Here is a 24748-nt window from a genome sequence, read left to right on the forward strand (position 1 = left end):
TAAAACGATGTCATGAGGTTATAAAATCGACTAAACAAATGTACATTTCTTTTTTGGTGATGTTTTTTATCTCTACGAACGAGAGATGATCATATTATGATTTTTAACGGCGGAAGTTTTGAGTTTTGACCTAAACTCCTCATCACTTTTAAACCTGAGCTGCGTTATTGTTCTGGTTTCATAGCTGACTGAAAATTGATCTGTTTCAAAAGGCCATGGCTCAACAATGAGTGATTCTTCTTTTTGAAAGAGGAAATAGGGAAGTCCGTTAGGTCCGGTACTGATTTCTACCTTGCGACCTTCAGGCGGGATTTGCGACTGACAGATCAATAAGGAAAGGGCATCTGAAAATTCCAAAAGAGCGTAAGCCAGGTCAATTGATTTTTTTGTAACTTCTGTATCCTTAAGCCATCGGGGTTCGTGCTTTTTTAGATTTGTTATAAAACTTTTGGCTAATGGATCGCTCCCGTGGGTAAAAGAAATGTGTCTGGCGATTAATAGCGCAATAACCCGGCTTTTGGTCAATGCCATGTCCATCAATCTCGTCGAACTGTCCAGGTCAAATCTGGTACTCTTAAAATTGATCGGTGCTCCATTCTCATCAATAAGCGGACTGCGTTCGAATTCATTGTAAACGTCATCATGTTCAGCTGTTGCGATTAAGGTCTCAACCCATTTTTCGGGCTGATCCGTAACTTTCCATCGAGCGCAAATCTGCCCTGCGAGCAATCCGTGTGAACGCTGGGTAACGATGTGCCAGCCTTTTTCATCATATTGTACAATCATGATTAATTGACCTTTTCTTTCGGGTCCAAAAGATCAACAGAATTTAATTCAATAGGTTTTATCAATGTTTTGACCAGCAGTATGAGAAAGACTTAATATCCCTATTGTGAAATCGATTGCAAGTTATCCTGATAAACAACCTCCTGAGATAAAGGTATTTGGTAGTTTAAAATTCCAAAGACCGATGCGGCACCATTTTGTATCTAAAGCAAAATTCTGGTTACGCTTACTAATTTTGCGCTTTGGAAGATACTTTATGTCACCCTCCTTGCTACCTTTAAAGTCTAGAAGTTTTGCAAATGAAAAACAACCTTTCAATATTATCTCTTTTAGCAGGCTGGTTTTTGATGCTACCTATGTTAGCTCTTGCTCAAAATAACGGCTATCCTGCTCAATACGGTCAGCCGTTTACGGGCGTTCCCGATACTAGGGATGTGATGCTTTATCAGGTAAACACCCGGGCCTTCAGTAAAACAGGTGATTTTGCAGGCGTAACTCAAAGATTGAACTCGATTAAAGAGCTTGGTATTAATGTGATCTACTTAATGCCCATTTATCCAGTAGGTAAACTCAAAGGCGCAAATTCTCCTTACGCAACGATGAATTATGATGAGGTAGGAAAAGAATTTGGTACGCTGAACGATTTACGAAAGCTGGTGGATGAGGCGCATAAAAGAAATATTGCCGTAATGCTTGATATTGTGGCTAATCATACTTCGTGGGACCATCCCTGGATAAACAAACCGGGTTATTATCTGCGTGATAGTTTGGGTGAAATCAAATACCCAGAAACATGGCGGGATGTTGCCCAATTAGATTTTCGCAACCAAGAACTGAGGTTGTCACTGATTCATTCCATGAAGTCTTGGGTATATAAAGCAAATATCGACGGCTTTCGTTGTGATTATGCTGATGGTCCTCCACTTGATTTCTGGAAACAGGTAAATGATAGTTTGAAGACCATTAAAACCCATAATCTTTTGATGTTGGCCGAGGGCAGTAGTCCCAGATATTTTACTGCTGGTTTTGACTACTTTTTTGGTTTCAATTATTTCGGGAATCTGAAAAGTATCTTTAGCAATAATAAATCTGTAAAGTCGATTGATACGTTAAATAATAGTGACTATAAAGGTGCAAAGAGTGGCCAGGCAGTGGTTCGATACTTAACAAATCACGATGTAAACGGATCAGATGGCACGCCGCTTGAGCTTTTCGGTGGCAAAAAAGGTTCTGCTGCCGCCTTCGTTGTTACCGCCTACATGAAAGGCGTTCCAATGATTTATAACGGACAGGAGATAGGAACGCCATTCAGGCTTACCTTTCCTTTTACGGGAAAATCCATCGACTGGTCTCTCGAAGAAACCAACCGAGATGTGCTTGCGGAGTATAAGAAAATAGTGGCTTTCCGAAACAAGAGTAAGGCTGTACGCAAGGGTGTTATGGTTTCATATAGTAGCGATGATGTTTGTGTTTTCACCAAAACCCTTAATAAAGAAAATGTGCTCGTGTTAGCTAATTTGAGAAATAAACCTGTTACGTACAGTCTTCCAGTTAAGCTTAAGGGCAAGTGGACAAACATTTCAGATGGCTCAAAAACCAACCTGGCGCAAGTATTCAGGCTGAAACCTTTTCAATACTTAATTCTTCAAAAATAGAAATCATCAAGTTTAATATTGCCTTACATAAATTTAAGCCACCTTTTTTATAATATCATTCATCTCACTAAACTTTTGCGTCAGCGTATTGTTTGTTGGCATATGGAAAAACTTAGCCTCTCTGTAAATACGCTGTTTCTTTTTGTGCTGGCCTTTGGCGGACTGTATTTTGCCGCTCCATTCTTGATTCCGATAACGCTGGCTGCTGTGTTATCGATGGTTTTCATCAGGCTATCCAACTTCTTTGAACGCAAGGGGGCTTCCAGAGCCTTTGCTTCACTTGCATGTATTTTGCTTTTCGTTCTTGCCATGGGGCTGATCATTGCGCTGTTGTCCATCCAGCTGGGAAGTCTCGCGGATCATCTCGACGGGATGGAAAAGCGGATCGTTGGGATGTTGGAGTCTTTAAAGTCATGGATCAATGAAACGATTGGGATCAAAAAAGCGGAGCAGCAAAAGGCCATTGAGCAAGGTACTAAGGGCAAATCAGGTGGGTTAATCTTATCTTTTGCTTCTGGTTTGATGGGCGTTCTGATCAACACCGTTCTTGTGCTGGTTTATATGTTTCTTTTTCTTTCCATGCGTGGCCATATCAAAAAGTTTTTGCTGAAGCTGGTTCCAAAAAAGGAAAATGAGGATACAACTGAAGTCATTCATCAGGCAGGCAAGGTGTCACAGAAATATCTCAGCGGTCTTGCTGCCATGATTGGCGTATTATGGATCATGTATGGAATAGGTTTTAGCATTGTTGGGGTGGAAAGCGCCATTTTTTTTGCTGTCCTTTGCGGCCTTCTCGAAGTGATTCCATTTATTGGAAATCTGACCGGTACCGGTTTGACTGTGCTCGCCGTTGTAGCCCAGGGTGGAGATGGAAAGATGATTATCGGTGTTTTAATTACCTATTTTCTTGTGCAATTTTTGCAAAGTTATATTCTGGAACCCGTTATTGTTGGTGAGCAAGTTAACATTAACCCACTGTTTACCATTATGGCGATTGTGCTAGGTGAGTTGGTGTGGGGCGTCGCGGGAATGATTTTGGCAGTGCCGTTATTGGGGATGGCAAAAATCATTTGCGATCACTATCCGCATTTGCAGCCCTATGGTTTTCTCATTGGTCCCGAAAACCCCAGAAAACCAAAAACCTCCGTTTTGGATTATTTTAAGAAGGTGTTTGCTAAAAATTGATTTTAAGGATTTAAAAAGCTCTCGTTGTACTTGCTGTTCCGTTCCAAATTATTCATCCATCTGTTTTGTAAATAATTTTTCCGCTTTGATAATCTTCCTCTTGGTATTGCTTTAAGCTCCAAAGGCAATTTTCATTATATGATGAGCAGAGTTTATGCAAATGTTATCTTTGCGAAAATGAAAAAATCAAGAAAGGAAAATCTTCAAAAAATTTACGGTAACATCGACATTTATCTTTTCGATCAACTCCTGAAAGGGACTTACGATCATTGTGAAAAAATACTGGATGCGGGCTGCGGTGAGGGTCGCAATCTGGTGTATTTTCTTCGAAGTGGTTTCGAGATTTTTGGGGTTGATCAACAGCCCGAAGCGATTCAGCAAGTTGAGGAACTAGCCCACATTTATGCTGCGAAACCTTTATCTGGTCATTTTCAGGTGGCCGATATTACTTCTCTTCCCTTTCCAGATGCAGATTTTGACCTTGTGATTAGCAGTGCAGTTTTGCATTTCGCAGAAAACATGGAGCATTTTGAAGCCATGCTTAACGAGATGTGGCGGGTTTTAAAACCAGGTGGATATTTTTTCTGCCGGCTCGCCTCTGATATTGGAATTGAATCAAGTGTCCACTTTATTGGCAACGGACGTTATATTCTCCCGGATGAGTCTGAGCGATTTTTAGTTAATCAGGAAATGCTGATCCGTTTAACCAAAAAGATGAGAGGTGAGCTGCATGAGCCCATAAAAACCACAAATGTTCAAAACCTTCGCAGTATGACCACCTGGTGTGTACAAAAGCAATAGAATCACTTTTCATCTCCGATATTTGAGAACAAAGCTGTAGTGCTGCAGCTAATCTAGTTTTGCGAGTTATCAATCGCTAACTTAACGGTAGGATAACCTGTTGATGGAATGAACCGCCCGAGACCATGATTTTTTAGTTGTCAGATAGCGGTGAACTGCTATACGATATCATTTGCTGGAGCTATCTCCCAAGTTGCCAGATTTGGAAATATATTTCTATAATTGCATAAATCATTCCCTAACCAAATGATAAAAACGCTGATATTCCTGCTTGCTCTTTTCGTTGCCGGTAATTCCATGGCGCAGGAATTGCTGGGCACACCCAAAATCGTCAATTATACAAATGAAGTGTATAAGGGAGGAATTCAGAATTGGGATGTGAAACAAGATCGGGGCGGCATTCTTTACTTTGGAAACAATGAAGGATTGCTGACCTTTGACGGCAGACACTGGAATCTGCATCGTTTGCCTAATTTTACCGCTGTACGATCTCTAGGGATTGATTCCAGAAGCAGGATTTATGTAGGCGGCCAGGATGAATTTGGTTATTTTTTTCCTGATGCGCAAGGAATTCTCCGCTACCACTCGCTTTTATATTTACTACCAGAGGACTTGAGGAAACTAGCGGACATCTGGGATATTTCAATCGTAAAGGATGAAGTTTTCTTTCGCTCAAACAATGCTGTGCTGCACTACAAGAATGATGTGGTCAAATATTACAAAACCGCTACCACCTGGCTTCACCTGGGAGAGGCGAACGGAAAGATTTTTGCTCAGGTGAGAGAAAAAGGGTTGCTCCTGTTCGACAAAGGTATCTGGACTCCATATTGTGCAGACACTGTGCTAAAGCAAGCCAGTGTTACCTCCATCATACCATACGGAAGGGATTCTATTCTCGTATCTACGTTGAAAAGGGGGTTGTTTATCATTTCAAAAGGAAAGCTAACCTCATTTAAAACTGGGTTTGATCCAGTACTGTTCAATGACAGGATTTTTTTTGCTAGCCAAATCAGTTCAGGTCAATACGCAATAGGTACCACTTCGGGAGGAATTTACATCATGAACAGGGTGGGTCAGGTGGTTCAAAAATACAATTATCGAGAAGGTTTACAGAATAACAATGTCCGGGGTATTTTGCTAGACAAGCATAAGAATGTGTGGCTCGCCCTTGATGATGGAATTTCATATATAGCCATTAACAGTGCGATCAAAAATATCTTTCCGGACAGAACTAAGCAGATCACCAGTTATGCTTTCCGGAAGCACAATCAATCTATTTACATCGGTACATCCAACGGACTTTACCGTTCCGCAATCACCGGCAATTCTGCTGATATAAGCTATTCTGTTTCTAACTTTCAGGAAGTGAAAAACACCAAAGGCCAGGTTTGGGGACTCAATGAATTCAACAACCAATTGCTTATGGCCCATGAAGAAGGGACATTTCTGATCAATAATAATGTAGCGGTGCCCATGTTTAGTTTGCCAGGCACGTGGATGTTCGAGTCTCTCGAAAACATCTTTCCCGTTACAGATGTGATTGCCGGAACTTATACCGGACTTCAGAAGCTTGCCTACAGCAATGGAAGATTTAGCAATATGGGCAAGGTTGAAGGTATCAAAGAGACCCTTAGGTTCATCGTGGCAGATAATAATAATCCTGACCTAATTTGGGCCTCGCATCCATACCATGGCGTTTATAGAATTTTGCTGAAACCTGATCATAAAAGCATTTTAAATATTAAAATGTTTACTGATGTAGATGGGCTACCTTTCAAACTCTACAACTATGTTTATCGGATCAAGAACAGGGTAGTGGTCGCAACCACTAAAGGAGTTTATGAGTTCGATTCAAACAAAAATCGGTTTGTCCGTGTCAGCTTGTTTGGAAAGTTGTTGGATGATACACCGATTCAGTATCTGAAAGAAGATAACGACGGAAATGTTTGGTTTGTAAGTAATAAAAGGGTTGGGGTTATTGATTTTAGCAGACCTTCTGGTAAAAGTAATTTCAGCATTTTTTACATGCCTGAACTTGATGGGAAAGTGGTGGGAGGATTTGAATCGATCTATGCCCTGGATGACAAAAATATTTTTATTGGGGCAAACAAGGGAGCTTATCATATTAATTACAGCAAATATATCCGAAATATAACCAGACCAAATATTGTGCTCGGAGCTGTAAAGCTACAAGGCAAAAGCGATAGCCTGGTTTTTGGGGGATACTTTGTAAAGAACAATGCGATTGCCGAGCGGCAGGACGTCTCTCATATTCCAAGCTTTAACAATGAGTTAAACTCAATCCATTTTGAGTTTTCATCTACACTTTTTGAACAGGATAAGAATTTAACTTTCAGCTATCAGTTGGTTGGTTTCGATGATCATTGGTCAGTCTGGAGCGATAAGAGCGAAAAAGACTATACCAACCTCCCGGCCGGGTGCTATACTTTCAATGTCAAGGCAAGGTCTCATATCAATAACGAATCGAAGGTTTTGAGTTATGTTTTTGAGGTTAAGCATGTCTGGTACGATACCTGGTGGATGAAAATAATATACATCTTGTTAACTGCGCTTGCGATTAAAGTGTTGATCAAATGGCAGAAAGCAAAACATCAGAAGGCCCAGCATCGCATGAGTTATCTGCATCAGCTTGAGCTTGATCGAAATGAGAAAGAAATTATCAGACTGCAGAATGAGAAATTGGAAGCCGAAGTGAATTACAAGAATAAGGAGCTTTCTACCATGACCATGCACTTGCTGCAACGTGGAAAAGTTTTGGCCAAAATCAAGGAAGTTATCTCTGCAGTAGTTAAAAACCATGATATTACTGATAGTAGCACCAGCTTTCGGCATCTCATCCGGTTGATCAAAGACGTAGAGCGAAAGGATCAGGAACTCGATCATTTAAGTGTGCATTTCAGCCATGTGAATACCGACTTTTTCAATAAGCTAAAATCCAGATATCCTGAACTTAGTCAAAATGACTTAAAATTCTGTGCTTATTTATCGATGAACCTTTCTACAAAAGAAATGGCCCAGCTGATGAATGTTACCATCAAAGCGGTGGAAGTGGGCCGGTACAGACTTAGAAAAAAGTTGCAGCTTAAGCCTGAAACTAATCTCTACGAGTTTTTAAATGAAATTTCCAAAACAAAATGATCTAAATCGCCTCTTTAAAATCAACTTTAGTTTGTATCATCCAAGTTAGAATTACGCCTGATTTGATGCTATCCCTTTCATTTTGCGCTGCTGGCCGATTGGTTCGTCAAATTAATTTCTATACTGAAGGATAAGCTTCTAATGAATAGGATATTCATTAGAAATGGCTTTATTAACAGGTTGTTAATGCTATTATTTCAAACGATTGAAACGTTAAGAAAAATAGCTTTTTGTAGTATTTTAGTTATGCTGTTGTATTCTTTATCTGTCTGGTTGGTAAATTTAAGAAAAGCAACTATCCATCATTTAGAAAACAGACAGTCCTATTATTTCCCTCAGTACAGCCTCAAGGAGATTGTCTGAGCAGCTTAACAAATCAGTTCATTTCTAACCAAATTCTTATGAATTCAAAAATCAATTTATTATTGGCGGGCATTGCCATGCCATTATTTTTAAGCATTTTCTCTGGCTGTTCTAAGGAGGAACAAAGTCAAAATCAGTTCTCTACCGCTACTGAAGAGAAAGTTAGTTTGGAGAAAACCATGGCCACAGCTGCCGCCCAGGCCTATCCCAGTAATATTAATACACAGTTCAGTCGAGCCGATGGTCCGTATAGTTCCAGTGCCGCAAGTGCGGATTTTGGTGGGGCAACACTTTCTGGCTGGAATCAGGATCGTGCCTACATTTCAAGTGGCTGGGCCAGGGCTACGCTGGCCCCTAATGCAGTCTCCAATGGCTTGATTGCCGGTGCAGATATATCCGATGGATCAGCATATGACGCTGATTTTAAAGTCCGTTTTCATTCTCAGTTCGACTGGAGCCGTGGAGGTAAAGTGGGCTTTGGGTTTCTGATCGGCGAGGGCAACACTGGTTGTGATATTGCTACCGATGGCAATGGAGGAAGTCTGCGACTGATGTGGTACAATAACGGGAGCAGGGTTTATTTTCAACCGTATGTGTACCATAGGGATATGGCGGGCCCTTGTGGAGATACCTTTGGAAAAAGTTATCCCTCGAGCGGAAGCCTGGTAAAAGGTCAGAGTTATAATGTACACCTCTACGTGAAGGCCAATACAGGATCTAGTACAAACGGTTGGGTACAGGTGCGAATCAACGGAACCGCTGTCCTCGATCAGGCCATTCGGTGGACGACCAATGATGCGCAAAGACTGATCAAGCGCCTTTCCTTCCATAATTTCCGTGGTGGAAAGGATGTTGCCGTATGGGGAAGCAGTCAAACCAGTTACATCTATTTCGATGACCTGGTGGTAAATAAAATTCAGTAAACTGGCGCCTCACAGCATGAAGCTTTACCTCATCGTAAGCGTAACTGCAACAGTTCTGGGCATGGATTTTCCTGCCCGGTATTTATTCTTTTATACCTATTTATCCATCCGCTGAACATCTTAAAGCAGGACTTTACTTGTATAACATAGAACTCAGAGTATGTTTTTTCAAGTGTCTGTTTATCAGTTTTTTGTATTGTGCGTGTAGGGTCAATGTAGGGGCGGTTTATATTTTTTTGTCAATAAAGTAAGTCTTTGTATGGTTGCTGTAGTAGTGCTGAATTGTGCGATTTTCATTTACCGCTTTAGATTTGATTCCATCATCCGGCAACCAAATCCGGTTGTATATAACTAACCAAATATTAATTTAAAATTGATTTTCTATGAGAAGAAGATTTACATTCGTATTCTTCATTTACTGTCTCTTGGCATTTCCCTTTGTACTTTATGCTCAGGATATTGCCGTTACAGGAAAGATCACCGACCAAAAGGACGGTAGCCCATTACCGGGCGTAACAATTAAGCTTAATGGATCTTCCAGGGCAGCATCTACCGATCCTAATGGTGTGTTCACTATTCAGGCGCCTGTTGGTGGAACGCTTACGATCAGCCTAATCGGGATGAACACTCAAACGGTTACTATACCTTCGGGAGGGAAGGTTAATGTATCATTAACAACCAATTCCCAGGATCTGACTGACGTTGTCGTGATCGGTTACGGCGTGCAAAAGAAAAGTGTGGTAACTGGTGCGATCTCAAGTGTTCGTGCTGCGGATTTGGAGAATCAACCAACAACCACCAGGATTGAGCAGGCACTTCAGGGTCGTACTTCCGGTTTGACTATTGCTGCACAATCTGGCCAGCCTGGCTCGGCATCAACTGTTCGGCTCCGTGGATTTACTTCCTTTGGAGGTAAAAATGATCCATTGTGGGTAATTGACGGGGTTGTGGTGGACAACGGTGGTATTGGTTATCTTAACCAAGCTGATATCGAGTCGATTGAGGTGCTTAAAGATGCGGCTTCTGCAGCTATCTATGGCGCCAGAGCTGCTTCAGGTGTGATCATCGTGACTACCAAAAAAGGAAAACAGGGTAAGATTGAAATGAGCTACAATGGCTATTACGGACAGGCCAAGGCGGCAAAGAAACTCGACCTCCTAAACGCCACGGAATATGCGACTCTAAGAAATGAAGCATATACCAATGATTATGTTTCAGGAACATTTACTTTGCCTTTCGCCAATCCAGCGGCATTTGGCGAAGGTACCGATTGGCAATCCACGGTATTTAATGATAATGCAGGCAGACAAAACCACGAATTCTCCATCAGTGGGGGCGGTGAGAAATCTACCTTTTATCTTTCAGCAGGTTATTTCAAGATTGATGGGATTGTAGCAAAGGATGTCTCAAAATTCAACAGGGCAAATATCAGGATCAATTCTACACATAAACCCTATAAATGGTTGACTATTGGAGAAAATCTTGGTTACAGTCATGCCATTACTAATTCTGTGGGGAATACCAATAGTGAGTTCGGTGGCCCATTGAGTTCTGCAATCAATTTAGATCCGATCACTCCAGCCATCATCACTGATCCGGCTGTTGCCGGAGCTGCTCCCTACAGTACCCAACCGGTATTTCGCGATCAGTTTGGAAATCCTTATGGTATTTCCACAAGAGTGGCGCAGGAGATTACCAATCCACTTGGAGATATTCGAAGAAGAATCGGTAATTACTCGTGGGACCATAACATTGTGGGAAATGCTTTCCTGGAAGCGGAACCGATTAAAGGACTTCGTTTTCGTTCCACTTTGGGTTCAAAACTGGCTTTTTATGGCAGCGATGGATTCAATCCCATTTATTACTTAAACTCTTCTACAACTAATACCAGAACGCAGTTTTCACGTAACATCAATTACGTAATTACCTATAACCTGGAAAATACGTTGTCTTACACCCGCTCTTTTGGCAATCAAAATCTAAGCTTACTAGTTGGTCAGGGTTCCTATAGCGACGGGTTCAGCAGAAGTGTAAGTACGACCTTTTTCGATGTTCCCGCCCAGGATTTTTATTCTGCCTCAATGAGATTCAAACCTGTTGCTACAAACAGAACTTCAGACGGCAGTGAGGGCACTGATCATAAAGTATTCTCGCTTTTCTCCCGGTTGACTTATGATTATAAGGAAAAATATCTGTTTTCGGCATTGATCAGAAGAGATGGTTCATCACGCTTCGGTGCCAATAATAAATACGGTTATTTCCCTTCAGGACAGATTGGTTGGGTGCCAACCAAGGAAGACTTTTTTCCTCAAAACAAGGTGGTTAACTTTTAAAACTTCGTGCCAGTTACGGAGTAACCGGTAATGATGGAATTGGAGATTTCGCTTATGTGCCTTTAGTGGGAAGTGGCAGAAACTATACTTTCGGTAATGAGAACATCGTGAATATCGGTTACAGTCCTGCGGCTTCCGCGAATCCAGATTTAAAGTGGGAGGAAACCCGCCAGACCAACATAGGTATCGATGCTACATTGTTCGAAAATGTTAATCTGGTTTTGGATTGGTATAAAAAGAAAACAGTAGGTATTCTTCAGAATCCACCTGTACCGGGCTACATCGGAAGCGGAAGTCCGGCAGCCAACATTGCAGATATGTCCAATTCTGGATTTGAGTTCGAGCTTGGCTATCGCAAGAAGTTCGGCGAGATCAACTTCGGCATCAGTGGCAACGGATCGTTCTTAAAAAATCGAATTGATAAATTGAGTCCTGGTATCAACTTTATTGATGATTCTCAGGCCACTTTCCAAACACTGGGAAACATTACCCGTACACAGATCGGTCATTCGTACAATGAGTTTTTTGGCTATGTAAATCAGGGAATTTTCCAGAGCCAGGCAGAAATTAATGCTTACCGTGGTCCAAATGGAACAGTGTTACAACCTTTGGCAAAACCGGGTGACGTAAAATTTGCAAATTTAAATAATGATGAAGCGATTGATGTGAACGATAGAGACTTTATCGGAAATGGTCTCCCAAAATTCACCTATGGAATCACGCTGAACCTGGGATTCAGAAACTGGGACCTGATCGCTTTCGGTAGCGGCGTGGCTGGCAACATGATCTTTCAGGGACTTAGACGCCTGGATATACCAAACGCGAATTATCAGACTTCAAGGCTGGATCGTTGGACACCAACTAATCCGTCAGCAACCCAACCAAGGTTAACAGATGCAGATCCAAATAAAAACCTGACCAAATTTTCTTCCCTGTATCTCGAAAAAGGAGATTATTTCAGGCTGAGGACTTTTCAGATCGGATATACTTTGCCTAAATCCATAGTCAGTAAAGTAGGCTTGCAAAAATTCAGAGTCTATGTTTTATCTGAAAACCTTTTTACCGCCACAAAATATACGGGCTACGATCCGGAACTAGGCTCGAATAACAGTGGAAATGCTTTTAGTATCGACAGAGGTCTATATCCTCAGGCCCGCTCTTTTGTATTTGGTATCAACGCTAATTTTTAAGGAAATGAAAATGAAAAATAAATTGACTTATGCCATCATCATTGCCGCAGGTTTAGCGACAGTGGCTGGCTGTAAAAAATATCTCGAAATCAATCCGCAGGAACGTATTCTGCTGGATAACTATTATAAAACCCCGCAAGAGGCAAAAGCCGCACTTATTGCCATTTATGACCGTTTTGGTTTTCAGGCAGGTGGTTTATATGATAAAATTGCGATTATGGATGCTGCTTCTGATGATCAGATCGCCGGTGGTGGAGGTCCTTCAGACATCAATGATCTGCAAGTAGTAAATAATTTTACCCTTAGTGCCACCGTAGGCCCTCAGGGATATCTTTGGAATAAAGGCTACGCCGGCATATTTCGGGCAAATGTTTTTCTATCAAAAGTGGGAGATATCAGCATGGATGCAACCACTAAGGCCAATTATATCTCCGAAGCTAAAACTTTAAGGGCCATCTTTTATTTTGATCTGGTTCGTTTTTTCAAGAACATTCCTTTACTCACCGCGGCGGTTGATCCAAAGGAAATTTATAATGTAACACAGGCTGCCCCGGCTGAGGTTTATGCACTTATTGAAAAAGATCTCACGGAGGCAATTCCGGGACTTCCTAATACCGTGGTGGCTAGAACAGATGGAGGCCGCATTACAAAAGGTGCAGCACAAGCTATTTTGGGTAAAGTTTATTTATGGCAGGGAAAAAATGCACAGGCGGCCGAGCAACTTGCCCTTGTGAACGGAACTACACCTGGACAGGCCAATTCGGTTTATGGATATAGGTTGTTAAGCAATTATGGTGACCTGTTTAAGGTGGCCAATAAATTCAATGCCGAATCCATCCTGGAAATTGTTCACTCTAATTCCTCTAATGGAGGTTGGAATGATGCGGGTGCTTCTGAAGGGAATTTGCTCAACATCATCACCGGACCACGTGGTTATAAACCAGGTACTGGCGCTCCGGATTATTATTCGGGATACAGTTTTCTGCTTTTCACCAAAGAATTTTTTGATTTTATTCATTTTGATCCGAGAAATAAAGCTACTGTAGCCAATTTAGACAGTTTGCAGAGAAATGGAATCGCCACCTACGAAGCTGGCTATCAAAACACCGGTTATTTTCTCGAAAAAACAATTGGAAGAGTAGCCGATAAAGCGCCTACCGGACAAACTGAGCTTAATTTCCCACAGAATGCTTATGAAATTCGTCTTGCAGATACCTATCTTCTCGAAGCCGAGGCATTGCTAGCCAGTAACGCAGCAGTAGGAACCGGGAGCAGGGCGTACCAACTGCTTAATGCGGTTCGTGCCAGGGTAGGATTAAACCCTGTTGCCGTAACGCTTGATAACATCATCAGAGAAAGAAGAGCTGAACTGGCAGGCGAAGGCCATCGTTTTCTCGATCTGGTGCGTTGGGGTAAGGCGGCAAGTTTGTTGGCTTATAAAGGCTTCAAGTCTGGAAGAAATGAGATCTTTCCAATTCCGCAGGCAGAATTGGCCAATACCAAACTGGAGCAGAATAAAGAGTACGGGGGTACAAAATAAGTTGGTTAGTACTATTGTTTAATTGTTAGCAGGAGAGGGGGCGATCCTCTTTCCTGTTTTTTAATCTATGATCCGATATGACGAGACGAAAACCTTTAATTTTTTTAGTATTTTTTTTGCTTCTGAACGGCTTTGTGAATGCCCAGGTTGTGCAACAATGGCTGACGGTGGCTGATCGATCAGTGCTGTTTACCCGGCAGGCTGATCTTCAGCCTTCTATTGCTTCAAAAAATAACGCACCAACGATCACCATTGACGATCGGCAGAAATTCCAGTCTGTAGATGGTTTTGGCTTCGCTTTGACTGGCGGAAGTGCACAGCACATCATCAAGATGTCGCCACCTGCGAGGGCAGCACTATTGCAGGAACTTTTTGCCACCGGGGGAAATTCCATCGGTATAAGTTACCTCCGGCTGAGTATTGGCGCTTCTGATCTGAACGAGAAAGTATTTTCATATAATGATTTGCCCGAGGGGCAGACCGATCTTTCGCTTCAGCACTTTGATCTTTCTGAAGATAAAAAGGACATTATTCCGGTGATGCGGGAGATTTTGGCCATCAATCCAAAAATAAAAATTATGGCATCGCCCTGGTCGCCGCCGCTCTGGATGAAAACCAGTTACGATGCACGTGGAGGAATGCTGAAGCCGGAATATTATGATGTGTACGCCCGCTATTTTGTTCGTTATATCCAGGAAATGAAAAAAGAGGGCATCGCTATTGACGCCATTACAGTACAGAATGAGCCACTGCATCCAGGAAATAATCCCAGTTTGTTGATGGCGGCTCCAGATCAGGCGATTTTCATTAAAAACAATTTGGGACCGGCATTTAAGGCCGCTAATTTAAAAACGAAAATCATCATCTATGATCATAATGCAGATCGTCCGGATTATCCTATCAGTATTTTAGATGATCCGGGGGCCAGTCAATACATCGACGGCTCGGCATTTCATCTTTATGGTGGCAAGATAGAAGCATTGAGCGATGTTCACCAAGCCCACCCTGATAAAAACATCTATTTTTCCGAGCAGATGGTGGTTGAACCGCCTGATAGCAAAACAATCAATATTATAAATCCTGTCAGGAGACTGATTATCGGTGCGATGAGAAACTGGAGTAAAAATGTAATTGAATGGAACCTTGCGGCCGATCCGGATAATAAACCTTTTACCGACCGCGGCGGCTGCTCCATGTGTCAGGGTGCAATTACCATCAATGGCGATCGCTTTACGAAAAACCTGGCCTACTATTCTATTGCCCATGCCTCAAAATTTGTGCGGCCGGGGGCGGTAAGAATCGCCTCTAACGAAATAGTAGATTTACCAAACGTTGCCTTTAAGACTGCCGATGGTAAAACGGTTCTAATCGTGGCCAATACTGGCAAGGAACTTATTAAATTTAATATCACTCATCACCAGAAAAACCTTAGTGCCAGTTTGCAGAAGGGTGCAGTGGCAACTTATATTTGGTAACTCATTAATTAAAAAATATGTCTCGTTTATATTCAGCTCTCTTCGTTATTTTAATATCTGGCTTAAGTTTAAATGGCTTTAGTCAGGGTTTTTTGAGGGCAGACGGAAAAAAGATTGTCAATGCTAAGGGCGAAAACGTGCTGTTGCGTGGTATGGGACTTGGTGGCTGGATGTTGCAGGAAGGTTATATGCTCAAAATTGAAAAGGAAGGCCAGCAATACAGAATACGCGAACGCATAGAAGCGCTTATGAGTCCGGTACAAACACAGGAGTTTTATGATGCCTGGCTGGCCAATCACGTTCGCAAAATTGATGTAGATTCTATGAAACGCTGGGGCTTCAATTCTGTTCGCTTGCCTATGCATTATAACCTTTATACGTTGCCAGCGGACAAAGAACCTTTGGCCGGCGAGAATACCTGGCTGCAAAAAGGGTTTCAGTTGACTGATAGTCTGCTTTCGTGGTGCAAGGCTAATAATATGTATCTCATTTTGGATTTACATGCCGCTCCTGGTGGTCAGGGTAATGATCTGAATATCGCAGATCGCGATCCTGCTAAACCTAACTTGTGGGATGGCGAGGCTAACCAATTGAAAACGATTGCTTTGTGGAGGAAAATTGCTGAAAGATATAAGGATGAACCGTTTGTTGGTGCTTATGATATTTTAAACGAGCCAAACTATGGATTTCAAAATCCTTCGGCCGACCCAAACGGCACCCAGGAGAAGCTTAATGCGCCCTTAAGAAAATTAATGATGGAGATCACCACTGCTATTCGTGATGTGGATCAGCAACATATGATTATTGTGGAGGGCAATGGTTGGGGCAATAATTACAATGGAATTTTTCCCCTATGGGATAAAAACATGGCAATCAGTTTCCATAAATATTGGAATTACAACGATCAGGCTTCCATTGCACATATGATTAAAGCCAGGGATGAACAAAATGCGCCAATATGGCTAGGGGAAACCGGAGAAAATTCAAATGTTTGGTTCAGGGACGCCATCTCACTTCTGGAAAGCAATAATATTGGCTGGTCGTGGTGGCCTTTGAAAAAAATTGGCGTGAATAATCCTTTGGAGATCCGATCTAATCCTAATTATGATGCCCTGGTAAAATACCTTAATAAAGGCGGGAATAAGCCCAAAGAGAGTAACGTGTATAGCGGCCTGATGGAACTCGCAATTTATAGCCGACTGGAACAAAACATTATCCATAGGGATGTTATTGATGCCATGCTTCGTCAACCTTCCAGTAATGAAACTAAGCCTTTCAAAAATCACCTGATCAAAAATGGTTCGATCATATATGCCGTTGATTATGATTTGGGCAGGAACAATATTGCTTATTTTGATCTTGATACGGCCGATTATCATGTTTCGACTAAAAAGCGCTCTGCAGGAAACAGGGGTAGAATTTACCGGAATGATGGTGTAGATATTGCCAAAGATTCTACGGAATACGAACGTTATTATGTAAACAACATTGAAAAAGGGGAATGGTTGCAGTATACGGTCAATGTTCCGAAAAGTGATAATTTTAAGCTTAAAATGAATACTGCTGCCGCTCATGGGAATGGAAGGATGACCATTATCGTGGATGGGAAGGTGATTGTCAAAGCTGTTGCTGTACCAGAAACAGGTAGTGACAAGAAATTTGTTCCGTTTGAGATTAAGGATGTACCGCTTAAAAAGGGAACGCACAAAATCAGGATCGTAGCAGATGAAGGTGGCTATAATTTTAGCTATATTCAGTTCATCAAATAACCAATTATAATATCCCTTTGAAAGCTTCTATTCGCATCTCCTTAATTTTATCTGCCCTATTTTTTATTGTAATAGGGCTTTCCAGGTGCATGAATACAGATGACGCTTTGCCAAAAGATCAAAGGGGCGAAGATTATGCGGGGGCTAAGGCCTGCATGAAATGCCATCAGGATCTTTCCACGAGCTATGCGCACAGTGCTCATGGCTCAACCTCAAGGCCTGTAGTAAATGCCGAGTTACTCGCGATATTTGATAAGGATTCCAACACTTTTCATTACGACGGGCAGCGAAAGGTAATGATTGAACAAAGGAAAAACGGCATTTTTCAAACCGCTTATCTGGATGGAAAACAGGATCATTCAGAGCGGTTTGATATTGTGTTCGGCTCTGGGGAAAAGGCTTATACCTATGGTTATTGGAAGGGGAAAAAGTTGTATGAGCTGCCCTTGTCGTATTTTAGTGCAATCCAAAATTGGGCCATCAGTCCCGGCTTTCCAGGCAACAATTATTACTATGAACGCGGCATTACCAGCCGTTGTTTTGAATGTCATGGATCGTACGTTGAAAAAAAACTGACTCAAAATTCCGCATTTTCCCAGGAGGAAGAAATGGAGAGAGGATCAATTATCTATGGTGTTGATTGTGAACGCTGCCATGGTCCGGCAAAAGCACATGTGGTTTTCCATACCGAAAATCCAGATGAAAAATCAGCGAAGTTTATTGCCGTTTTTAAGTCACTAACAAGAAAACAGAAAATGGATGCTTGTGGCGTATGTCATTCAGGAAATACTTTAATGAGCCAAAAATCCGTTTTTTCATTTAAAACTGGAGATAATCTCGATGATTTCTATGTTCAGGATTTTAGAGGTTTTGGTGGTGCTGAATTGGATGTGCATGGAAACCAGAGTACCATGCTTCAGAGCAGTGCCTGTTACGTTAAATCATCGGCGATGACCTGCCAATCCTGCCATCAAACGCATGAAAATCTCAAAGGAAATCTCAGTGCTTATTCGCAGAAATGCATGGGCTGTCATCAGTCAGTAGCACACAGCAAAAATACGCTATCGAAAGGGATGTTAACTGCTAACTGTATTGATTGCCATATGCCAAAAGTTGCTTCAAAACTTATCTCTTTTAAACAGGCCGGACGCGATCAGGTTAGTCCGTATCCGCTACGTTCCCATCGAATAGCTATTTATTAATTTTGGACTTCCTAGCGAACATAGTATTCCAGTAGACACAAAAAAATTCGAAAAAATTTGAATTAAACCCGGGGAAAATCACGAAACCCTAAACGGAATACCTACCTTAACGATATTTATGCTAAGCCTCTATACCTTTATTATCCTGCTGCTATTTTACGCTTTATCCTGCTTAAGGTTTCAGGCGCTATTCCAAGATAGGACGCGATTAAGTGTTGTGGGATTCGGTCGATTACCTCCGGATTGGTTTCAATAAATTCACTATACCGTTCACTGGCAGAGTAGGTTATGGAATTTCGAAGTCTACGTTCTTTAGTCACAATACTATTCTGATATAAAATTCTGAAAAACCTGTCCATTTTGGGCACTTGAAGGGTAAGCGCTTCATAGTTTTCTTTGGAAATCAAAAGCAACTCAGCATCTTCCAGGGCATCAATGAAGGATACAGATTTTATTCCTGTTAAAAAACTACTGAAATCAGATAGCCACCAGCCTTCCCAACCGAAAATACTTACACGTTCGATTCCTTTTTCATCAACATTGAAAGTTTTCAGCAAGCCGCTGCACACAAATGCCATATTCCTACACACTTCACCCTCACTTAACAGGTATTGCTTCTTCGCTAATTGTTTTGGTATAAAATGCTCGAAAACCATATGCTTTTCTTCAGGAGAAAGCGATATTTTTCGATCAATGTGACTGAAGAGGATTTCAAAACTGTTCATGAACTTTATTGGTTTGGAATATCAGTACTAACTGTTATTTGAAGATATGGATTTGCCCTCTTGACAAATATCAAGTGTATTTCAATATCTCGACTATAACTTTGCACAAATAAAAAGAAAAATATGAAAAGGATAGCATTAGTGGTTGGAGCAAGTGGCATCACGGGAGGAAATCTGGCGGAAAAACTGATTGAACAGGGGTGGGAAACATACGGTCTTTCCCGAAACCCAAATACGGAGAATGAAAAACTTATACCTGTTGCGGCAGACCTGCTTGATTTAAAAAGTTTAGAAACCGGACTTACCAATATTTCGCCAACGCATGTTTTTATTACCACATGGATGCGCAATGATACAGAAGCGGAAAATGTTCGGGTAAACGGATTAATGGTGCGAAACCTGCTGAGCGTCCTTTCGCCAAAAAAAACAGTAGAACATGTAGCACTGGTAACCGGGTTGAAACATTACCTTGGACCATTTGAGGCTTACGCAAAAGAAGGTTTTCTTCCTGAAACACCTCTGCGAGAGGAACATCCCCGCCTGGATTTGGAAAATTTTTATTATGCTCAGGAAGATGAAGTTTATGCCGGAGCAGCGAGAGATGGTTATACCTGGAGCATACATCGGCCGCATACGGTAATTGGCCATGCTGTTGGTAACGCCATGAATATGGGAACCACATTGGCAGCTTATGCCACTATCTGTAAGGAAACTGGAAATGCTTTTGTTTGGCCAGGTTCCAGGGCGCAGTGGGAAGGAATATCTGACGTAACGGATGCAAGAATTCTAGCTGCTCATTTAATTTGGGCTTCGACCACAGATGCTGCAAAAAATCAGGCGTACAATGTGGTAAATGGAGATGTGTTTCGCTGGAACCGGCTTTGGAAGAAAATTGCCGATTACTTTGAAATTGCTAGTGTTGGCTTCAATGGGGATATAAATCCATTGGAAGATCAGATGAGTAATGCTTCTTCAATATGGGCGGATATCGCCAGTAAATATCATTTAAAAGAAACGAACCTGGATCGTTTAGCCTCAGCCTGGCATACTGATCTGGATCTGGGCAGGCCAATAGAGGTGATGACCAGCATGTCAAAAAGCAGGAATTTCGGGTTTATGGAATATCAGGATACAGAGGAAACATTTTTCAATCTGTTCGAAAGTTTGCGTGATAAAAAATTGATTCCTTAAATAAAGTTTTTTATCAAAAAAGAAACTTATCAGCTAGATTTTTTTTGGAATGGAGCTAACGGAATTCATCAGGCAATGGATTATAAAAAGAATGTTTAAGCGGTAAAATCATACACAAGCATCCCGATTAAATCGAGCAGAAATGGTGGGGGTGCGGCTGTCATAATAGAGACGTAAAATGAATTTGGGTATTTTAATAATTTATGCTTAGTGTTTTTGATAGATAAAATTAATTTGAAATTCTAATTTAGCGCCGAGATTGACTTTAGTAACATTGTTTTATTCTGCTATATGAGGTATAACACCATTCGGTTTTGCGCTATAATTTTCTTTTTTGCCTCCGCTTTGCCTTGCTTTGGACAACTTACTACCAGTAATGATCTTGGGATTGTACGGGAAATTCCAATTAAATCTTTTATAGGAAAGCGCTTCAAGGCAGGAGTGGATATCAAGAATATACCATCCGACAGTATTGGCCTGGCGGGATTCTTTTTTCTTCAGGTTGGAAAAGGAGATTATGATTTTGTTCCCGGAACAAGGCAATCGAAACCTGCTACTAATAAAGATTCTGCCTGGCATCACTATGAGATCGCCGGAACAGTAGCGTCAAGTGCACAAAAGGTATGGTTATATGTGAATACCCATGGAAATGGGGATTTTTATTACGATAATTTTAGCTTCGAAGTGGAAACGGTTGCTGGTTCGTGGAAAAAAGTGGTTATCCCTAATGCTGATTTCGAAGAATCGTCACTGCCACTTAAAGGCTTTAGGGGCACTGAAACTTTAAAGGAAAAACAAGGGGTAAAAATAGAACTGGCACTGGATAGCGATCGAAATGTTCTTCATCATCTGCATATAAACTCCAGAAATGCAAAGATCATTTATCCTTATGGACGTGATAAGCTCAAAGGTAAATACATCGATGTTGCGGGCTCAAAAATTTACTATGAAACTTATGGATCAGGCGAGCCTTTGCTGTTGCTACATGGTAACGGTGGATCGATTAGTGATTTCAAATTGCAGATAGGGGAGTTTGCTAAGCACTTTCAGGTAATCGCAGTAGATACTAGGGCACAGGGAAAAAGTTCAGGAAATAGGTCTGAATCCCTTTCGTATGATCTATTTGCGGAAGATATGAAAACGCTTTTAGATAGTCTATATCTCAAAAATGTGAGTATTTTAGGTTGGAGTGATGGCGGAAATACCGGTCTTACTCTTGCCATTAAAAATCCTGATTACGTTAAAAGATTGGTAGTGATGGGCGCTAACCTTAATCCTGAAGAATCCGCTGTTAGTCCGAAAATTTTGAAGCAAACTAAAAGTGATCTGAATAAGCTAAAGGCGAAAAACAATCCTGATGATAAGAATACCATGCTGCTCCTTGAGATGTTATTAAAGGAGCCGCAGATTGATCAAAAGTCGCTTAAAAAGATAACCGCCAAAACACTGGTACTTGCGGGTGAGAAAGATATTATTTTAGAGGAGCATACCCGATCTATTGCAGAGGGAATACCCGGAGCAGAAGTACAGCTGCTACAGGGTGCAACCCATTTCGCTCCCAAGGAAAATCCGTCAGCTTTCAACAAAATTGTGTTGGATTTTTTGATGAGGAAATAATTGTTCTCATCTGCGTTCAGTCGGCTATTTTCTGTGAAGAGATCTAGGGTTTATTCAAGATGTTTGAGCAAGAGTGAGATCTAAATCCATCTGAGTAAATAGCCGAAAATACTTTCTAAATGTTATTTGATTCGGCCACTTTCATTCTCTAAAGCAGAAGTTCGGGTTCTTGGACCTTTTGAGTTTCCGGTAGAAAACTTGTAACTGAAGCTCAGTTTTAGTTGTCTGGTTTCAAAATAGCTATAGTTTCGGATGGTAAAATCCCCTATGCTTTGAAAGGAGTTTGCCTTGCTTCCTTTGAAAATATCACTATAAACAACTCTTAAAGTTCCATTCTTTCGCCAAAAGCTTCGCTGTAATCCTATGTCTACCTGACTATTGGGTTCAAAGAACTGATTTGCCCCAAAAAGGCGTTTAGAGTTGTAAAATCCCATCAGTTCGCCAACAAAACCCTTGGGCAATCGGAATGTCTGCTGGAGACTTAATCTCGCAGCTGTTTGTTTAAGATCAAGGGTTCGGCTATTCCCGAAATCAATGTTGTTATTAAGACGGAAAAGCGTTCCATTAAAGGTGATATCCCACCAAGCCACAGGCTTTAGCGATTGGGTCAGTGTTAATGCAACATGCTGTTGATTGCCCAGGTTTCGGGGAATCATAACAATTTTCGATGAACCGATGGTATCCGTTACCTCCATGCTAAAATCATTGGTATACGTATAACCTAAGCCGATGATGGTGCTTTTGTGTACATATTGTATTAGTCCTCGATGGCTGATCTGAGGTTTCAGGAATGGATTTCCTTGCCAGAAAGAAAGTTCATCCAACAAATAAATAAAGGGATTTAGATTTTGGTAAGCTGGCCGATCTATCCTTTTGGAATAACTAAAAGAAAAGCTATGTGACGGGGAGGCCGTTAAACTGGCAGAAAAGAAAGGGAAGAAGTTCGTGTAGTTTCGGTTGATAGTTTGCTGATTGCCTGAAATTTCGGAAACTGCTTCGAGCATACCTGTCGAACGCGAATTTTCAACCCTCAAACCGCCCTGGAGTTGCCATTTTCCAAATGGTTTCTTATAGTTAACATAACCACTGCTAATGTTCTCCTCGAAAGAGAATTTGTTCGATCTTGAGGGATCCAGCACTTCACCTGCCGGCTGGATTTCCAGAAACCGGGAGTTGTTTGAAGAGGATACGCTTGAATATTTCACCCCAGTCTCCAGTTTTCCTTTCCAAAGATTTGTCGTGTAATCGACTTTAACCGCACCTAAACTAATATCAATACCATTTAATGAGCGATAAAGGTTATCATTGAGTACAGTTTGATCATTCAACGTATACTTGTTAGATTGAAGATTTCCTGCTCGTTTGGTAAAATTCCCATAGTCCACGTCAATATTCAGGATTCTACCTAACGTATCTTCAAATTTATAATTCGCGTTAAAATTATATCGTTGGGTACCTTGCGCATAATAGTCGTTCACTGCAGTAAGCGTTTGCTCCACTATCTTCGTCGACTCCAGGCCAATTTCGGTTTTGGTATCTGTTATTCCTCCACCAAAAAGGAAATTACCATTTAGTAATATGCCTACAGTACTTTTTTTATTAATCATAAAATCTGCACCAATTCTCGATCCGATTTTATTTCTTTTGTCAACGTCATCTGTGAAGCTATTATAGAATCTACCCTCCTGAATTCGGTCTCCTCCGTAGAGATAAGAATAATAGCCGAAAAAATGACTGTAGGAACCATAAAAATTGAATCTGTTTTTTCTATAGTTGATGGAAAGATCCTGATTGTTTCTCAAATAAACGCCATAATTTAGTCCTGAGGTGATGCTCATGTTCAAGCCATTTACAGTCGGTTTCAAAGTCTTTACATTGATAATTCCAGCCGTACCTGCAGCATCGTATTTGGCTCCGGGACTGTTGATGATTTCAATTGATCTGATATTGGAGGATGACATCGTCTTAAGTAGTTCTGCAACTTCTCCGTTAGATAAATAAGTCATCTTTCCATCAATTAAAATCGATGCCCCCGATTTACCATTCAACGAGATGGAATTATCACTGGCAACGCTGACACCTGGTGCCCGGGCTAACAGTTCAAGTGCATTTGTGCCCTGTGCGCTGATGCTTTTGGAGACGTTGAAGACAATATTTCCGTCATTCATTTCAATTACCCTTTGATTTCCATTAACCTGTACCGATTGTAGATTTTTAGATTGGGATTCGAGGGTGATCTTTCCAAAATCTTGTAGCCCGATAGGATATTTATCCACTGGCAATTTTAGAATCAGGTTGTCGTATCCAAGGGAAGTCAGCTTCAAAGTGAAACCATTATTTTTTCTCAATGGATAGGAGAATTTAAAATTTCCATGCTCGTCTGCAATGGTTCCACCTACCAACACTCCGCTTTCTAAAAGTGAAACTGTTACAAATGGAACTCCATGGTCATCGCTATTCATCACTTTTCCGGAAATGATCACTTGATTAGGACTCGATTTTTCAAGCTCCATCTCTCTGCTTCGAATCACAATCAATGATGCTGAAAGTGTTTGAGAAAATAGGTTTTTAAAGGCAAGGACGCTATCCAGTAATTGATTTACGTTTAGTTTATTTGCCTCTATTGATATCAACGTAGAATCGGAAACGATTTCGTTACTGTAAATAATGGAGTATCCGGTTTGAATCTGTATCTGCTTAAATAGCTCTATAATAGGTTTTTTATCAAGTTTTACTGTAACCTGTTGGGCATTCGCTGATAAACTCGCAACGATGAATAACGCAAGCGTGATAATGAAATAACGATATTTTTTAGCAGTCATAGCCAATACTCT

15 protein-coding genes and 1 pseudogene are annotated in these 24748 nt (G+C 41.2%); 13 read left to right on the plus strand and 3 right to left on the minus strand.

Features of this window, described 5'->3' with window-relative positions; translation table 11 throughout:
- Nucleotides 1-72 precede the first annotated feature (72 nt).
- Nucleotides 73-786: a DUF3891 family protein gene (locus ACZZZK_RS00230; RefSeq protein WP_463482299.1), complete on the minus strand. Its 714-nt coding sequence runs from the start codon at nucleotides 784-786 to the stop codon at nucleotides 73-75.
- A 299-nt stretch (nucleotides 787-1085) separates the two neighbouring features.
- On the opposite strand from ACZZZK_RS00230, the gene ACZZZK_RS00235 reads away from it, so the two are divergent.
- The 11 genes and pseudogenes from ACZZZK_RS00235 to ACZZZK_RS00285 all read left to right on the plus strand — a co-directional run bounded on the left by ACZZZK_RS00235 (nucleotide 1086) and on the right by ACZZZK_RS00285 (nucleotide 18381).
- Entirely contained in the window at nucleotides 1086-2441 is a 1356-nt protein-coding gene (locus ACZZZK_RS00235; RefSeq protein ID WP_463482300.1) for an alpha-amylase family glycosyl hydrolase, read from the plus strand.
- Nucleotides 2442-2543: 102 nt separating this feature from the next.
- On the plus strand, nucleotides 2544-3626 hold the full coding sequence (locus ACZZZK_RS00240) for an AI-2E family transporter (RefSeq protein WP_463482301.1): 1083 nt from the start codon (nucleotides 2544-2546) through the stop codon (nucleotides 3624-3626).
- A gap of 177 nt (nucleotides 3627-3803) precedes the next feature.
- A complete protein-coding gene (locus tag ACZZZK_RS00245; protein WP_463482302.1) occupies nucleotides 3804-4427 on the plus strand; it encodes a class I SAM-dependent methyltransferase in 624 nt (207 codons plus the stop codon).
- A gap of 246 nt (nucleotides 4428-4673) precedes the next feature.
- Entirely contained in the window at nucleotides 4674-7586 is a 2913-nt protein-coding gene (locus ACZZZK_RS00250) for a triple tyrosine motif-containing protein (protein ID WP_463482303.1), read from the plus strand.
- 401 nt (nucleotides 7587-7987) lie between these two features.
- Nucleotides 7988-8872, plus strand: a complete 885-nt coding sequence (locus ACZZZK_RS00255; protein ID WP_463482304.1) for a polysaccharide lyase — start codon at nucleotides 7988-7990, stop codon at nucleotides 8870-8872.
- Between the two features lie 383 nt (nucleotides 8873-9255).
- Nucleotides 9256-11205: a SusC/RagA family TonB-linked outer membrane protein gene (locus tag ACZZZK_RS00260; RefSeq protein WP_463482305.1), complete on the plus strand. Its 1950-nt coding sequence runs from the start codon at nucleotides 9256-9258 to the stop codon at nucleotides 11203-11205.
- Nucleotides 11206-11216: 11 nt separating this feature from the next.
- Nucleotides 11217-12395 (plus strand): annotated as a pseudogene (locus ACZZZK_RS00265) (TonB-dependent receptor domain-containing protein); the annotation flags it as partial.
- 4 nt (nucleotides 12396-12399) lie between these two features.
- Nucleotides 12400-13935, plus strand: a complete 1536-nt coding sequence (locus ACZZZK_RS00270) for a RagB/SusD family nutrient uptake outer membrane protein (protein ID WP_463482306.1) — start codon at nucleotides 12400-12402, stop codon at nucleotides 13933-13935.
- A gap of 77 nt (nucleotides 13936-14012) precedes the next feature.
- Nucleotides 14013-15410 carry a glycoside hydrolase family 30 protein gene (locus ACZZZK_RS00275; RefSeq protein ID WP_463482307.1) on the plus strand — a complete coding sequence of 466 codons (1398 nt, stop codon included), beginning with the start codon at nucleotides 14013-14015 and terminating at the stop codon, nucleotides 15408-15410.
- 17 nt (nucleotides 15411-15427) lie between these two features.
- Nucleotides 15428-17179 (plus strand): cellulase family glycosylhydrolase, encoded by a 1752-nt coding sequence (locus ACZZZK_RS00280; protein ID WP_463482308.1) that lies wholly within the window; start codon nucleotides 15428-15430, stop codon nucleotides 17177-17179.
- Between the two features lie 89 nt (nucleotides 17180-17268).
- Nucleotides 17269-18381 carry a cytochrome c3 family protein gene (locus ACZZZK_RS00285; protein ID WP_463482309.1) on the plus strand — a complete coding sequence of 371 codons (1113 nt, stop codon included), beginning with the start codon at nucleotides 17269-17271 and terminating at the stop codon, nucleotides 18379-18381.
- A 140-nt stretch (nucleotides 18382-18521) separates the two neighbouring features.
- Here the strand turns inward: ACZZZK_RS00285 and ACZZZK_RS00290 are convergent, their stop codons facing one another.
- Nucleotides 18522-19106, minus strand: coding sequence for a Crp/Fnr family transcriptional regulator (locus tag ACZZZK_RS00290; RefSeq protein WP_463482310.1), 585 nt, complete (start codon nucleotides 19104-19106; stop codon nucleotides 18522-18524).
- 123 nt (nucleotides 19107-19229) lie between these two features.
- On the opposite strand from ACZZZK_RS00290, the gene ACZZZK_RS00295 reads away from it, so the two are divergent.
- Nucleotides 19230-20297 carry an SDR family oxidoreductase gene (locus ACZZZK_RS00295; protein WP_463482311.1) on the plus strand — a complete coding sequence of 356 codons (1068 nt, stop codon included), beginning with the start codon at nucleotides 19230-19232 and terminating at the stop codon, nucleotides 20295-20297.
- 291 nt (nucleotides 20298-20588) lie between these two features.
- On the plus strand, nucleotides 20589-21914 hold the full coding sequence (locus ACZZZK_RS00300) for an alpha/beta fold hydrolase (protein ID WP_463482312.1): 1326 nt from the start codon (nucleotides 20589-20591) through the stop codon (nucleotides 21912-21914).
- Nucleotides 21915-22036: 122 nt separating this feature from the next.
- Here ACZZZK_RS00300 and ACZZZK_RS00305 read toward each other — a convergent pair whose 3' ends face one another.
- A complete protein-coding gene (locus ACZZZK_RS00305) occupies nucleotides 22037-24736 on the minus strand; it encodes a TonB-dependent receptor (RefSeq protein WP_463482313.1) in 2700 nt (899 codons plus the stop codon).
- Nucleotides 24737-24748 lie beyond the last annotated feature (12 nt).

Source organism: Pedobacter sp. AC163, from assembly GCF_979258665.1.

Excerpts from the sequence above, each read along its gene's own strand:
- ACZZZK_RS00230 (WP_463482299.1), bottom strand. The coding sequence starts at position 786 with ATGATTGTACAATATGATGAAAAAGGCTGGCACATCGTTACCCAGCGT.
- ACZZZK_RS00255 (WP_463482304.1), top strand. The coding sequence starts at position 7,988 with ATGAATTCAAAAATCAATTTATTATTGGCGGGCATTGCCATGCCATTA.
- ACZZZK_RS00275 (WP_463482307.1), top strand. The coding sequence starts at position 14,013 with ATGACGAGACGAAAACCTTTAATTTTTTTAGTATTTTTTTTGCTTCTG.
- ACZZZK_RS00295 (WP_463482311.1), top strand. The coding sequence starts at position 19,230 with ATGAAAAGGATAGCATTAGTGGTTGGAGCAAGTGGCATCACGGGAGGA.
- ACZZZK_RS00245 (WP_463482302.1), top strand. The coding sequence starts at position 3,804 with ATGAAAAAATCAAGAAAGGAAAATCTTCAAAAAATTTACGGTAACATC.
- ACZZZK_RS00290 (WP_463482310.1), bottom strand. The coding sequence starts at position 19,106 with ATGAACAGTTTTGAAATCCTCTTCAGTCACATTGATCGAAAAATATCG.
- ACZZZK_RS00280 (WP_463482308.1), top strand. The coding sequence starts at position 15,428 with ATGTCTCGTTTATATTCAGCTCTCTTCGTTATTTTAATATCTGGCTTA.
- ACZZZK_RS00270 (WP_463482306.1), top strand. The coding sequence starts at position 12,400 with ATGAAAATGAAAAATAAATTGACTTATGCCATCATCATTGCCGCAGGT.
- ACZZZK_RS00240 (WP_463482301.1), top strand. The coding sequence starts at position 2,544 with ATGGAAAAACTTAGCCTCTCTGTAAATACGCTGTTTCTTTTTGTGCTG.
- ACZZZK_RS00250 (WP_463482303.1), top strand. The coding sequence starts at position 4,674 with ATGATAAAAACGCTGATATTCCTGCTTGCTCTTTTCGTTGCCGGTAAT.
- ACZZZK_RS00285 (WP_463482309.1), top strand. The coding sequence starts at position 17,269 with ATGAATACAGATGACGCTTTGCCAAAAGATCAAAGGGGCGAAGATTAT.
- ACZZZK_RS00300 (WP_463482312.1), top strand. The coding sequence starts at position 20,589 with ATGAGGTATAACACCATTCGGTTTTGCGCTATAATTTTCTTTTTTGCC.
- ACZZZK_RS00260 (WP_463482305.1), top strand. The coding sequence starts at position 9,256 with ATGAGAAGAAGATTTACATTCGTATTCTTCATTTACTGTCTCTTGGCA.
- ACZZZK_RS00305 (WP_463482313.1), bottom strand. The coding sequence starts at position 24,736 with ATGACTGCTAAAAAATATCGTTATTTCATTATCACGCTTGCGTTATTC.
- ACZZZK_RS00235 (WP_463482300.1), top strand. The coding sequence starts at position 1,086 with ATGAAAAACAACCTTTCAATATTATCTCTTTTAGCAGGCTGGTTTTTG.